8 protein-coding genes are annotated in these 12,758 nt (G+C 73.3%); 2 read left to right on the forward strand and 6 right to left on the reverse strand.

Features of this window, described 5'->3' with window-relative positions; genetic code table 11:
• Positions 1 to 47 precede the first annotated feature (47 nt).
• The 4 genes from D1J63_RS09130 to D1J63_RS09145 form a co-directional block, all read right to left on the reverse strand.
• Positions 48 to 2,066 carry an ATP-dependent DNA helicase gene (locus D1J63_RS09130; RefSeq protein WP_102931389.1) on the reverse strand — a complete coding sequence of 673 codons (2,019 nt, stop codon included), beginning with the start codon at positions 2,064 to 2,066 and terminating at the stop codon, positions 48 to 50.
• Positions 2,067 to 2,232: 166 nt separating this feature from the next.
• Positions 2,233 to 2,925, reverse strand: coding sequence for a GNAT family N-acetyltransferase (locus D1J63_RS09135; RefSeq protein WP_125628515.1), 693 nt, complete (start codon positions 2,923 to 2,925; stop codon positions 2,233 to 2,235).
• Positions 2,926 to 2,987: 62 nt separating this feature from the next.
• Positions 2,988 to 4,745 carry an IucA/IucC family protein gene (locus tag D1J63_RS09140; protein WP_241235538.1) on the reverse strand — a complete coding sequence of 586 codons (1,758 nt, stop codon included), beginning with the start codon at positions 4,743 to 4,745 and terminating at the stop codon, positions 2,988 to 2,990.
• Positions 4,746 to 4,934: 189 nt separating this feature from the next.
• Positions 4,935 to 6,302 carry an aminotransferase class III-fold pyridoxal phosphate-dependent enzyme gene (locus D1J63_RS09145; protein ID WP_241235539.1) on the reverse strand — a complete coding sequence of 456 codons (1,368 nt, stop codon included), beginning with the start codon at positions 6,300 to 6,302 and terminating at the stop codon, positions 4,935 to 4,937.
• Positions 6,303 to 6,872: 570 nt separating this feature from the next.
• Here D1J63_RS09145 and D1J63_RS09150 point away from each other — a divergent pair.
• Positions 6,873 to 8,102, forward strand: coding sequence for a hypothetical protein (locus D1J63_RS09150; protein ID WP_102927299.1), 1,230 nt, complete (start codon positions 6,873 to 6,875; stop codon positions 8,100 to 8,102).
• Between the two features lie 122 nt (positions 8,103 to 8,224).
• Positions 8,225 to 9,442, forward strand: a complete 1,218-nt coding sequence (locus tag D1J63_RS09155) for a hypothetical protein (protein WP_125628517.1) — start codon at positions 8,225 to 8,227, stop codon at positions 9,440 to 9,442.
• A gap of 97 nt (positions 9,443 to 9,539) precedes the next feature.
• Here D1J63_RS09155 and hflX read toward each other — a convergent pair whose 3' ends face one another.
• Together hflX and D1J63_RS09165 are read right to left on the reverse strand one after the other, a co-directional pair.
• The gene (gene hflX, locus D1J63_RS09160) at positions 9,540 to 11,033 is read right to left on the reverse strand and encodes a GTPase HflX (protein ID WP_125628518.1); all 1,494 of its coding nucleotides are present in this window, start codon (positions 11,031 to 11,033) and stop codon (positions 9,540 to 9,542) included.
• Positions 11,034 to 11,179: 146 nt separating this feature from the next.
• Positions 11,180 to 12,706: a M1 family metallopeptidase gene (locus D1J63_RS09165; RefSeq protein WP_125628519.1), complete on the reverse strand. Its 1,527-nt coding sequence runs from the start codon at positions 12,704 to 12,706 to the stop codon at positions 11,180 to 11,182.
• Positions 12,707 to 12,758: the final 52 nt, after the last annotated feature.

Here is a 12,758-nt window from a genome sequence, read left to right on the forward strand (position 1 = left end):
CCGACCGGGCCCCGGAACCTCTGCGCCGGTTCCGGGGCCCCGCGCTGTCAGCCGCTCTCCGCCTGCCCTGCGGCCTCGGTCTGCCGCGCCTTCGCGTCGATCGCGGCGAGCGACTTGCGGACCTGGTTGCGGTCCGTGGTGAACCAGAAGTCCGGCAGGGACGCCTTGAGATAGCTTCCGTACCGGGCCGTCGCCAGCCGCTGGTCCAGTACGGCGACCACCCCGCGGTCGCCGGACGCCCGGACGAGCCGGCCCGCGCCCTGGGCCATCAGCAGCGCGGCGTGCGTCGCGGCGACCGCCATGAAGCCGTTGCCCCCGGCCTCCTCCACCGCCTTCTGGCGGGCGCTCATCAGGGGGTCGTCCGGACGCGGGAACGGGATCTTGTCCATGACGACGAGCTGACAGCTCGGCCCGGGGACGTCGACGCCCTGCCACAGCGACAGGGTGCCGAAGAGGCAGGTCCGCGGGTCGGCGGCGAAGTTCTTGATCAGCTCGCCGAGGGTCTCCTCGCCCTGGAGGAGGATCGGGTACTCCGGGATGCGCGAGCGCAGTTCCTCGGCGGCCAGCTGGGCCGCGCGCATCGAGGAGAACAGCCCCAGCGTGCGGCCTCCCGCGGCCTGGATCAGCTCGGTCAGCTCGTCGAGCATGTCGCCGCGGTCGCCGTCCCGGGCGGGGCGGGCCAGGTGCTTGGCGACGTAGAGGATGCCCTGCTTGCGGTAGTCGAAGGGCGAGCCGACGTCGACGCCCTTCCACTGGGGCACGTCCTCGCCCTCGGTGCCCTCGGGGGCCAGGCCGAGCGACGCCCCGACGCCGTTGAAGTCGCCGCCCAGCTTGAGGGTCGCGGAGGTCAGGACCACGGAGCGGTCGGTGAAGAGCTTCTCCCGCAGCAGCCCCGAGACGGACATCGGGGCGACCCGCAGCGAGGCCCCACTGGGCCGATACGCGGCTCCGCCACGGGGCTCGTGCCGCTCGTACCAGACGACGTCCCACTCCGAGCCGTTCGTGATCCGCTCCGCCACGTCGTGCACGGACTCCACGGACGCCAGCGCCTGCTTGCGGACCGCGTCCTCGTCCTGCACGGACTTGTCGCGGGTGGTGCCGATGGCCGAGATGACCGTGCGGCAGGCGTCCCGCAGTGCCATCAGCGCGTAGCCCAGGTCCTCCGGGATCTCCTCCAGGCGGCCCGGCAGCGCCAGCTCCATCAGCCGCTCGAAGCCCTCGGCGGCGGTCTGGAGCTGGTCGGCGGCCTTCTCGTTGACCAGCTTCGCGGCGCGGCGGACCGCGCGGTTGACCTGGCCGGGGGTCAGCTCGCCGGTGGCGACCCCGGTGACCCGGGAGACCAGCTCGTGCGCCTCGTCGACGATCAGCACCTCGTGCTGCGGCAGGACGGGCGCACCCTCGATGGCGTCGATCGCGAGCAGCGCGTGGTTGGTGACGACGACCTCGGAGAGCTTGGCCCGCTCCCGGGCCGTCTCGGCGAAGCACTCGGCGCCGTAGGCGCACTTCGTGGCGCCCAGGCACTCCCGGGAGGACACCGACACCTGCGACCAGGCGCGGTCGGAGACGCCCGGCGTGAGGTCGTCGCGGTCGCCGGTCTCGGTCTCGTCGGCCCAGTCGCGCATCCGCAGCAGGTCCTGGCCCAGTTTGCTGGTGGGTGCGGCGGCCTCGAACTGGTCGAAGAGGCCCTCCTCCTCGTCCTGCGGGACGCCCTCGTGCAGCCGATGCAGGCACAGGTAGTTCGACCTGCCCTTGAGCATCGCGAACTCCGGGCGGCGGCGCAGCAGCGGATGGAGCGCGTCGACCGTGCGGGGCAGGTCCCGCTCGACCAACTGGCGTTGCAGGGCCAGGGTCGCCGTGGCCACGACCACCCGCTCCCCGTGGGCCAGGGCGGGCACCAGGTAGCCGAGCGACTTTCCGGTGCCGGTGCCGGCCTGGACCAGCAGATGGGAGCCGCCGTCGATGGCTTCCTCGACGGCTTCGGCCATGGCCACCTGACCGGGCCGCTCCGTGCCGCCGACGGCGGTGACGGCGGCGTGCAGGAGTTCGGGGAGTGAGGGCTTCGTCATAGCGCGACCACCCTACGGCCCGGCACTGACAAACGGGTCGGCAAGGCGCGTACGAGGGGCGAGGGACTGCCGGGGTCAGACGTGCCGCGGCGGTGCGGAGGCGGTGGCGACGGCGGGTGCAAGGGTGGCTCCTGGACGGACGGGACGGGTCGGAGGGCGGCGCGGGTCACCGGGAATCGGGCGCCGTCCGTTCCCGGACCAGGAGGGCGGCCCGCTTGCCGGGCAGGTCGATCTCGGTGTGGAAGCGGAAGCCCGCGCCGAGGAACGCCGCGACGGAGGGTGCGTTGCGGACGTCCGGTTCGGCGAGCACCCGCGTGCAGGCGGGCCGGGCGGCGAGGGCGAGGTCGCTGACGGTCCTGATCAGCGCGGTGCCGATGCCCTGTCCGCGATCCGCGTCGTCGCCGATCAGGACGTGAACGCCGGTGTCGTGCGGCCGTACGGGACAGTACCGGGCCAGCGGGTCGAGGTCGGCCCGGTAGATCTCCCAGTAGCTCATCGGCACCCCGTCCAGCACCCCGACGCACGGGACGCTGCGGCCGTCGCCGGTGAGCTGGGCGCGTACGTGGTCCTCGGTCACGCTCTGTGGTCCGGCCAGCTGCCAGTAGGCGGCGACGGCCGGGTCGTTCATCCAGCGCGCGATCAGCGGAACGTGCCGTTCGACTTCGACGGGTACCAGGTGGAAGGCGCCCACGGGGGTGTCGATCGGCCCCCAGTCGGCGACGCGGTCGAGGAGATCCTCACGCGCGCGTGCCGTTCCCGTCCCGGCGGGGTCGTCCGCCCCGCTCCGGAAGAGCGCGACAAACTCCTCGGGCAGGTGCAGGTCCAGGGTGTCGTCGGCACTCGCGTCGGTGGACGTCATGGGGTCGCTCTTTCGGGGAGGGGCGGGGTGCCCGAGTCAACGGGGTCGGGGCGGCGGGCCGGTCAGGCGCGCAGCGGGTTGGCGATGGTGACGTAGACGGACTGGGTGTCCACCGGCCCCACGAGTTCGTCGAGGCCGTGCAGGCGGGTCAGCAGGTTGGCCTTGCAGCGCAGGACGGGTGAGTCGAGGAGGTGCGCCGGGAGCCGTCCGCCCCCCGGGGCCGGGGCGGCGGCGAGCTCGCCGAGGAAGCGGCGGAAGACGGCGAGCAGCAGCCGCTCGTCGGCCAGACCCTGGGCGCCGAAGGCGCCGATGAGGCCGAACACGTTGTTGACGGCGAGGTAGTAGGCGAAGCGTTCGTCGGCGACCTCGTCGGCCACGAAGGTGTCGCTGTGCGCGCCGAGCCCCGGCAGCCGGGCGTCGAGTTCCGTGCGTCTCGACTCCCGGAAGTAGTAGCCCTGGTTGTCGCGGTAGCGGCCGCCGGCGGGCCAGCCGTCGGCGTCCAACAGGACGAGCGTGTTCTGCTGGTGCGCTTCCAGAGCGATGCCCGCGTGGGCGTCCAGCCACAGGACGGGACGTACGACGTGGTGGAGGTAGCGCCCGAACCACTCGGTGGCGACGGCTCCTGCCGGGCGGCCCGTCCGCCCGGCGAGCCCGGTGACGACCTCGGCCAGCCGGGAGCGTGGGGCGGGAGCGCCGGCGGTGCGCGCGTCGGGGCGGTCCGCCCGCGGGTGCGGTCGCGGCGCGGCGAGGCCGGCCACGCAGGAGACGTCGTCCGAGGGCAGGAACGGGTTGTGACGGATGACGACGTCCAGCCCGCGCACGGGGGCGCCGTCCGGTCCGTCGACGGCGAGCCAGGCCGGGTCGCGGACGATGTCGAAGGCCGGGTGGGCGGCCTGCCACTGGCGGGACAGTCCGCGTCGCAGCAGGCGGTGGACCTCGACGCCGCGGTGGAGTTCCTTGCGGAGGTTCTCGCGGCGGGAGTTGGTGATGTGCAGCGCCAGCGAGAGCTTGAGCATGGCGGGGGCGCCGGTGCGGTGCACGGTCCGCAGGGAGGAGGTGGGATGCCACGGGGCGCCGCGGGCTCCCAGGTCCCTGAGCAGTCCGGCCTCCAGCAGTGCGGCGACCTCGGGCCGATGGGTGACGGCGCGGAACTGCCAGGGGTGCAGCGGAAGGAGCGCGTATCCGTCCGGCGGGGCCGGGCCGTCCGCGGCGAGGCGTGCGGTCAGCCGGGGTGCGGCGACCGGGCGCCCGCGCTCGGTCCAGGCCGAGTCGGTGGCGAGTACGGACGGGGCGACGGCCATCCAGTGCAGGGGGAAGGAGCCGCGCAGTTCGGGCGAGTACCGCCGCGCCTCCGCGTCGGTGAGGTTCTCACGGCTCTTGGGCGTGGGGTGCAGCGGGTGCCCGAGCAGCAGCGCCTGTTCGGCGGCGAGGAACAGGTCCTCGGATGCGGGAGCCGGACGACCGGTGGCACCGCCGGGGCGTTCCGCGCGGTCGCGGAGGATTACGGCGGTACGGCGGACGGAGTCGGCCACGCGCGCGACGAGGTCGGGCCCGGCGGGCCCCGGGACGCCAGGGGCCTCCCGTCCGAGCAGCGCGGCGAGCGTGAGGGCGTCCACGGGCGGCGCCGAGGAGGGGGCGCCGGCCAGCCGGGGGAGGCCGAAGCGGTGCAGTCCGGTCGGGGACCAGTAGGACACGGGGACGGCCAGGGCCGTGCCGCAGGCCGGGAGCAGCAGGTGCAGGACGCCGTTGTCGGGCGCGGGCACGCCGGCCTCACGGACCCAGCAACGGAGCAGGTTCTCGACGGCCGCGGCCTGCGCCACGGCGTAGGCGTCGAGGCGGTCGCTGGGGTGTGCGCGGTCTGGGCAGTCGCGGGGACCGGGGTGGTCCGAGGGGGTGGTGGCGGTCGGCCGCGGCCCGGGCGGTTCGGCAGGCGGCGGTTCATGTGTGGGGGTGGTGTGCAACTCGGTCCTCGTGACGTGCGGGAGCGGGGCGGGGAGCGGCGGCGGATGTCAGTGCGGGACGTGCGCCCGGTGGGGTGGGACGTGGCCGTCGCGGCGCCGGTCCACCGCCTGCACCGCGTCGGCCAGGCGGTCCAGCACCGCCGACGTCTGCTCCTCGGTGACGATCAGGGGTGGCAGCAGGCGCACGACGTTCCCGGCCGGTCCGGTGAGATCCACGATCAGGCCGCGGTGCAGGCACTCCCGTTGGACGGCGGCGGCGAGTTCACTCCCGGTGTGGGGCGGGTCCGCGTCGGCGGGGGTGCCGTCGAGTGCACCGTCCGGCGGCGCCAGCTCCATGCCGATCATCAGGCCGCGCCCGCGCACGTCCGCGACGCAGGCGAACTCCGCGGCCAGATCGCGCAGTCGGGACAGTATCCGGCCACCGAGGGTGGCGGCGTGCTCGGCGAGGCGCTGCTCGCGGACGTGGGCCAGGGTCGCCGCACCGGCGGCCAGGGCGAGTTGGTTGCCGCGGAAGGTGGCGGCACCGGACGCTCCGGCACGGTGCCGGGGGAAGCCGGCGCGGTGGCCGTCGGAGTCGTGCCGGTGGCCGTCGAGATGGTCGTCGAGGGCGTCGAGGGCGTCGTGGCCGTCGAGGGCGTCGTGGTGGACCACCGCGGCGAGCGGCAGGCTGCCGCCGATCGCCTTGGAGAGGATCAGCACGTCGGGAGTGACTCCACTGTGGTCGACCGCCCAGAAGGCGCCGGTCCGGCCGACCCCCGTCTCGGTCTCGTCGGCGATGAGCGGCACGGACCGTTCGGCCGTGATCCGTCGCAGGTCGCGCAGCCAGGCGTCCGGCACGGTCAGTACACCGTCCGCGCCCCGTACCGGCTCCAGGAGGACCCCGGCGGGCGGTTCTCCCGCGTCGGCCGGGCAGCACGCCCCGGCGGCCGCGCGGTGGTGGGCGCCGGTGACGGTGACGACCGGGGCCCGCCCGGTGGCGGCGCGCGCCAGGGCGACCGCGGTGTCGACCGGGTCGGTACCGCCGGGTCCGCAGAACCGCACGCGCGCGTGGGCGGAGAGCCGGGGCGGGAGGGTGCGCAGGAGTTCGGTGACGAACGCGTCCTCCACCGGGGTGGTGAGGCCCATGGCGTGCAGCGGAGCCCCCGAGTCGAGAACCCTGCGGATCGCCTCCAGCACGACGGGGTGATTGTGCCCAAGGGCCAGGGCCCCCGATCCGGAGGAACAGTCCAGGTACCGGCGGCCGGCGGCGTCCTCGACGGTCAGCCCTCGGGCGCGTACGGGGACGACCGGCAGGGCGCGCGGGTAGGTGCGCGCCGCGGTCTCCCGCGTCGGCTGACGCCTCGGTGCGCCTCTCGGCCCGACGCCCCGCGGCCCCGCGTCGTCCTCGGACCGGCCGGCCTCGGACCGGACGTTCACGGGCCGGCCCCGCCCCGACTCGCCGCTCTCGGGGCCGGCTTCCTCTCGGCCGGGGCGGCCACGGCGTCCGGGGCTCTCCCCCTCCATGCTCCGAGGTGCGGCGATCTCGCCGTCGCCGCCCGCAAACCCCTCGTACGCGGATCCCGCCACGGCTTCTCGACCTCCCGCTGTCCGACCCGGCGCGTCGTGCCGGGCCCGCCCTCGGCACGGAGGACCGCGTCGCGACAGCGGACCCCCCACCGCTAGCAACCGCGGCACGCGCGGTGGGTTACGGGTTGCCCGAAGATCCTTAGGCTCGATGCCGTGCTCCCCGGCCGCACCGACGACCGGCGCCGGCGTCCGCGGCGTCCCTCGCCGGCGTGCGGGCGCCGCCGCCGAACAGCCCCGGTCGGACGGCTGTGTCCGAACCGTTGCCGTTCCGTCGGAAGTCCCCCACAGCGGGCGCATAGTGTGTGGTGCCGTTCCAGGTGGCAGCCGCTGCGCGGAACCGGGCCCCGGGAGACCGGGCCGGTTCCGCCGGGCGGCGCGGCCACTGCACCACGTTCGTTCACAGCAGGGGGAGTCAACACCATGCGATCCATACGGCCGTCGTTCAGCACGCGCGGAAACAGACGCGGGCGGCGCGGGACCTCCTCCGCGGCCGCCGCCGTGGCGCTCGTCTCGGCGCTCGCGCTCACCGCCACGGCGTGCGAGGACGGCGACCCCGAGGCGGGCGGCGACGCCTCGGCCTCCGCTTCCGCCGTCGACGACGGCAACGGAGGCATCCGGATCCCGGACCACATCAAGGACAAGCTCAAGGAACACGGGATCGACGTCGACGACTGGAAGAACGGCGCCTGGAAGAACTGGAACAAGGACGACTGGCTGCGCGAGGCGCAGGACTTCGTCAACCCGATCATCGAGGGCCTGTGGGACCCGGACCGGATGCGGGACGCCGAGGAGCCGGACCAGGAGGTCGACGACAACGACATCTCCGGTGACCAGGGGGTCACCGACCCGGAGCCGGCGCCGGTGGAGGCGGAGGCCGTACCGGCCAAGTACCACGACAGCGCCGCCACGGCCGGCAAGCTCCTCTTCGACTCCCCCAAGGGTTCGATGGTGTGCTCGGCGACGGTCGTGAAGGACCCGGCCCACCCCGGCAAGTCCAACATGGTCTGGACGGCCGGTCACTGCGTGCACGCCGGCAAGAGCGGCGGCTGGTACCGCAACATCGCCTTCGTGCCGTCGTACAACGACGCCGACATGTCGATGGAGGAACTGCAGAAGGCCACCAAGGAGGAGCTCGCTCCCTACGGTGTCTGGTGGGGCGACTGGGCGCAGACCTCGGACCAGTGGATCGAGCAGGGTGGCGCCACCGGCGGTGACGGCGCCTCGTACGACTTCGCCGTGATCCACGTGACGCCGGAGAAGGGCAGCGGCGGCAAGTCGCTGGAGGAGACGGTCGGCGCCGCGATGCCGGTCGACTTCGACGCGCCCGCCGTGCCGGAGGTCGAGAGCATGAAGGCGATCGGCTACCCGGCCGCGCCGCCGTACGACGGCCAGAAGCTGTACCAGTGCCAGGACAAGCCCGGCCGGCTGTCGATCAACGCCTCCGACCCGACGATGTACCGCATCGGCTGCACCATGACCGGCGGTTCGTCCGGCGGCGGCTGGATCGCCGCGGGCTCCGACGGCAAGCCCGCGCTGGTCTCCAACACGTCGATCGGCCCGGTGACGGCCGGCTGGCTGGCCGGTCCGCGCCTGGGCAAGGAGGCCAAGGGCGTGTTCGACGCGGTGAGCGGCAAGTTCGCCGGTCAGTGAGCGGGCGTCGCCTGCGCTGAGCCGGCCGCACGGTGGGGTGCGCCGGGCCGAGGCCGGCACCCCACCGCGCATCCATGACAGACAATCACGCATTCACACGTCTCAACGGGGGTCCCCGCACCATGCGTTCCACACGTACGTCCGCCGCGCCACGGCGCGGCCGGCGCACCGCTCTCACCGCGGCCGGCCTGGTCGCCGCGCTGACGCTCACCGCGACCGCCTGCGGGGGGTCGGAGCAGGACAAGGCCGACGCCGAGCCCGGCGGCGGCACCTCCCAGGCCGCCGACACCGGCGCCGCCGGTGGCGGCGAGGGCGGTCTGCCGGCCGGCCTCGCGGACCGGCTCAAGGAACACGGCATCGACGTCGACCAGTGGAAGGAGGGCGGCTGGAAGAACTGGGACAAGGACAAGTGGCTCAGTGAGGCCAAGGACTTCGTCAACCCGGTGATCGAGGGCCTGTGGCAGCCGGACCGGATGAAGTCCGCGAAGGAGGCCGACAAGACCGTCACCACCAAGGACGCGGCCGCCGACCAGGGCGCCACCGACCCGGAGCCGGCGCCCGTCGAGGCCGTGGCCGAGAAGAAGCCGTACCACGAGAACGCCGCCCCGGTGGGCAAGGTCTTCTTCGACTCCCCCGAGGGCTCGATGGTCTGCTCCGGCACGGTGATCAAGGACGTGAACCACCCCGGCAAGTCCAACCTGGTGTGGACGGCGGGCCACTGCGTGCACGCCGGCGGCAGCGGCGGCTGGTACCGCAACATCGCCTTCGTCCCGTCGTACAACGACTACGGCAAGTCCGAGGCGGAGCTGGCGAACGCGACGACCACCGAGATGGCGCCGTACGGCACCTGGTGGGCCGACTGGGCGTCGACCTCGGACCAGTGGATCCAGGGCGGTTCGGAGAGCGGCGGCGACGGGGCCGCGTACGACTACTCGGTGCTGCACGTGAAGCCGGAGCAGGGCAGCAAGTCGCTGGAGGAGACCGTCGGCGCCGCGCTGGAGGTGGACTTCTCCGCCCCGTCGGCGACGGAGGTGTCCAGCATGGGCGCCTGGGGCTACCCGGCGGCCCCGCCGTACAACGGCCTGGAGATGTTCAAGTGCGTCGACCGGCCCGGCCGGCTGTCGCTGAGCCCGTCGCTGCCGACGATGTACCGCATCGGCTGCACCATGACCGGCGGTTCGTCCGGCGGCGGCTGGTTCCGGGTGGTGGACGGGGAGACCAAGCTGGTCTCGAACACCTCGATCGGCCCGCTGGAGAACACCTGGCTGGCGGGTCCGCAGCTGGGCCGGGCGGCCGAGGCGATGTACCAGAACATGAGCAAGACGTACGGCGGTCAGTGAGCCGCACGTGACGAGGGCCCGTCCCCCTGCCGTGGCAGGGGGACGGGCCCTCGGTCGTTGCCCGCTGTGCGGCGCGCGGGTCTCAGGCGAGCGGGTCTCAGGCGAGCGGCGCCGGAACGTACGGCGTCAGTTCCGCCGCCAGTTCCTCGTGCACCCGGACCTTGAGCAGGGTGCCCTCCGGGGTGTGCTCCTCGGAGATCACCTCGCCCTCGTCGTGGGCGCGGGCGACCAGCTTGCCGTGGGTGTACGGCACGAGCGCCTCGATCTCGACCGAGGGACGCGGCAGCTCGTTGTCGATCAGCGCGAGCAGCTGGTCGATGTTCTGCCCGGTGCGCGCCGAGACCGCGATGGACCGCTTCTCGACCCGCAGCAGCCGCTGGAGCACCAGCGGGTCGGCCATGTCGGCCTTGTTGATCACGACGATCTCGGGCACGTCGGTGGCGCCGACGTCCCTGATCACCTCGCGCACGGCGGCCAGCTGCTCCTCCGGGACGGGGTGCGAACCGTCGACCACGTGCAGGATCAGGTCGGAGTCGCCGACCTCCTCCATCGTGGAGCGGAACGCCTCGACCAGGTGGTGCGGCAGGTGCCGGACGAAGCCGACGGTGTCGGCCAGGGTGTACAGGCGGCCGCTGGGCGTCTCCGCGCGGCGCACGGTCGGGTCGAGGGTGGCGAACAGCGCGTTCTCCACCAGCACGCCCGCGCCCGTGAGGCGGTTGAGCAGCGAGGACTTGCCCGCGTTGGTGTAGCCCGCGATGGCGACGGAGGGCACCTTGTGGCGCTTGCGCTCCTGGCGCTTGATCTCGCGGCCGGTCTTCATCTCCGCGATCTCACGGCGCATCTTCGCCATCTTCTCGCGGATCCGGCGCCGGTCCGTCTCGATCTTGGTCTCACCGGGGCCGCGGGTGGCGAGGCCGCCGCCCTTGCCGCCGCCCATCTGCCGGGACAGCGACTGGCCCCAGCCGCGCAGCCTGGGCAGCATGTACTGCATCTGCGCGAGCGCGACCTGCGCCTTGCCCTCTCGGGACTTGGCGTGCTGGGCGAAGATGTCCAGGATCAGGGCCGTGCGGTCGATGACCTTGACCTTGACGACGTCCTCGAGGTGGATCAGCTGGCCCGGGCTCAGCTCACCGTCGCAGATGACGGTGTCCGCGCCCGTGTCGAGGACGACGTCCCGCAGTTCCTGGGCCTTGCCGGAGCCGATGTAGGTGGCGGCGTCGGGCTTGTCGCGGCGCTGGATCACGCCGTCGAGGACGAGGGCGCCCGCGGTCTCGGCGAGGGCGGCGAGCTCCGCCAGGGAGTTCTCCGCGTCCTGCACGGTGCCCGAGGTCCACACGCCGACGAGGACGACCCGCTCCAGACGGAGCTGGCGGTACTCGACCTCGGTGACGTCCTCGAGCTCGGTGGAGAGGCCCGCCACGCGGCGCAGGGCCGCGCGGTCGGAGCGGTCGAACTGCTCGCCGTCCCACTGGGAGTCGGTCTCGTGGCTCCAGGCGACGTCCTCTTCCATCAGGGCATCGGCCCGGAGGCCCTCGGGATAGGTCTGCGCGAGACGCTTGGTGTCCTGGGAGGGGGAAGAAGAGGAGGTCATTGGATCCTTACGCAGTGGGGAAACGGTGGGCGCGGCACATGTGCCGCGACATCGGGTACAACGTGCGAACCGCCGGGGAGATTCCCGGGGCCCGTGCCGCACCGTCCCGAAGATGGTCGCACGGCACGGGCCGTCTCGTCACCGGCTTATTCGCCGTGCGCCTTATGGGCCGCCTTGGCGGGGGCCTTCGCGGCCGGGGTCTGCTTCCAGTCCGGGTGGCCGGGCATCGGCGGGGTCTTCTCCCCGTACAGCCAGGCCCGGAAGAAGTCGCTCAGGTCGCGGCCGGAGGTCTCGGAGGCGAGGCGGACGAAGTCGGCGGTCGTCGCCGTGCCGTCCTGGTTGCGGGCGACCCAGGCGCGCTCGACGCGTTCGAAGGCGGGGCGGCCGATCTCCTGGCGCAGGGCGTAGAGCACGAGCGCGGCACCGTCGTAGACGTTGGAGCGGAAGATCCCGGTCTTGCTGCCGTTCTTCGGCGGCTTCGGAGCCGCCGGGGGGCCGCCCGCGGTGCGCCAGCGGTCGGAGGCGCCGTAGGCGGCCTTCATCCGTGCCGCCATGGGCTTGTCCGCGGTCTCGTCCGCGTACAGCGCCTCGTACCACGTGGCGTGTCCCTCGTTGAGCCACAGGTCGGACCAGGTGGCCGGGCTGACGCTGTTGCCGAACCACGAGTGGGCCAGCTCGTGGATCATGATCGACTCGACGTACCACTTCGGGTAGGCCGGCTCGGTGAACAGTTCCCGCTCGAAGAGGGTGAGCGTCTGGGTCTCCAGCTCGAAGCCGGTGGTGGCGTCGGCCATGAGCAGCCCGTAGGTCTCGAAGGGGTAGCGCCCGACCTTCTGCTCCATCCACTCGATCTGGCCGGGGGTCTTCTCCAGCCACGGTTCGAGCGCCGCGCGGTGCTCGGTCGGCACGACGTCCCGCACCGGCAGTCCGTGCGGGCCCGTGCGGTGCAGCACCGTGGAGCGGCCGATGGACACCTGGGCCAGCTCGGTGGCCATGGGGTGCACGGTCCGGTAGGTCCAGGTGGTCGAGCCGCCGGCACGGTCCACGTCCGCCGGCAGGCCGTTCGCGACGGCCGTGAGCCCGTCGGGGGCCGTGATGCGGAAGGTGAACCGCGCCTTGTCGGAGGGGTGGTCGTTGCAGGGGAACACCAGGTGGGCGACGTCCGCCTGGTTGGCCATGGCGAGGCCGTCGGCGGTGCGCACCCAGCCGCCCTGGCGGTCCTCGGGATACACGGGGTCGCTGCTGTGCCGCACCGTGATCCGCGTCCGCTCGCCCTCGTCGAGCTCGTCCTCGGGCGTGACGACGAGGTCCTCGCCGGCGGTGGCGAAGCCGGCGGGCTCCCCGTCGACCTCGACGGAGTCGACCTTTCCATGGGCGAAGTCGAGGTTGATCCGGTCCAGGTCGGCGGTGGTCCGGGCGTCGATGGTCGTGACGGCCTTCAGCGGCTTGCTGTTGTCGCCGGAGTAGGTGAAGGAGAGGTCGTACGCCGTCACGTCGTAGCCGGGGTTGCCCAGCTGCGGGAAGAGGCGGTCGCCGACGCCCAGCGGGGTGGGCGGTGCGCTCGCGGCGACCAGGCAGACGGAGACGGCGGAGGCGAGCAGCGCCGCGGCCCTGAGCCGGCGCCGGGATCGTGCGCGGGGTCGCGGAGTCGGGGCGTGAGGGGTGTGCAGCATCCCCCACGGCTATCAGCGCGCGCGTGCGGTGCGGCGACGGCGCGCGCCCACG

The sequence above is a fragment of the Streptomyces sp. KPB2 genome, from assembly GCF_003950055.1.
GTDB lineage: Bacteria > Actinomycetota > Actinomycetes > Streptomycetales > Streptomycetaceae > Streptomyces > Streptomyces salinarius.

What these genes read in the sequence shown, in the direction of transcription:
- D1J63_RS09130 (WP_102931389.1), bottom strand. Translation starts at nt 2,066, where the DNA reads ATGACGAAGCCCTCACTCCCCGAACTCCTGCACGCCGCCGTCACCGCC.
- D1J63_RS09135 (WP_125628515.1), bottom strand. Translation starts at nt 2,925, where the DNA reads ATGACGTCCACCGACGCGAGTGCCGACGACACCCTGGACCTGCACCTG.
- D1J63_RS09150 (WP_102927299.1), top strand. Translation starts at nt 6,873, where the DNA reads ATGCGATCCATACGGCCGTCGTTCAGCACGCGCGGAAACAGACGCGGG.
- D1J63_RS09155 (WP_125628517.1), top strand. Translation starts at nt 8,225, where the DNA reads ATGCGTTCCACACGTACGTCCGCCGCGCCACGGCGCGGCCGGCGCACC.
- hflX (WP_125628518.1), bottom strand. Translation starts at nt 11,033, where the DNA reads ATGACCTCCTCTTCTTCCCCCTCCCAGGACACCAAGCGTCTCGCGCAG.
- D1J63_RS09165 (WP_125628519.1), bottom strand. Translation starts at nt 12,706, where the DNA reads ATGCTGCACACCCCTCACGCCCCGACTCCGCGACCCCGCGCACGATCC.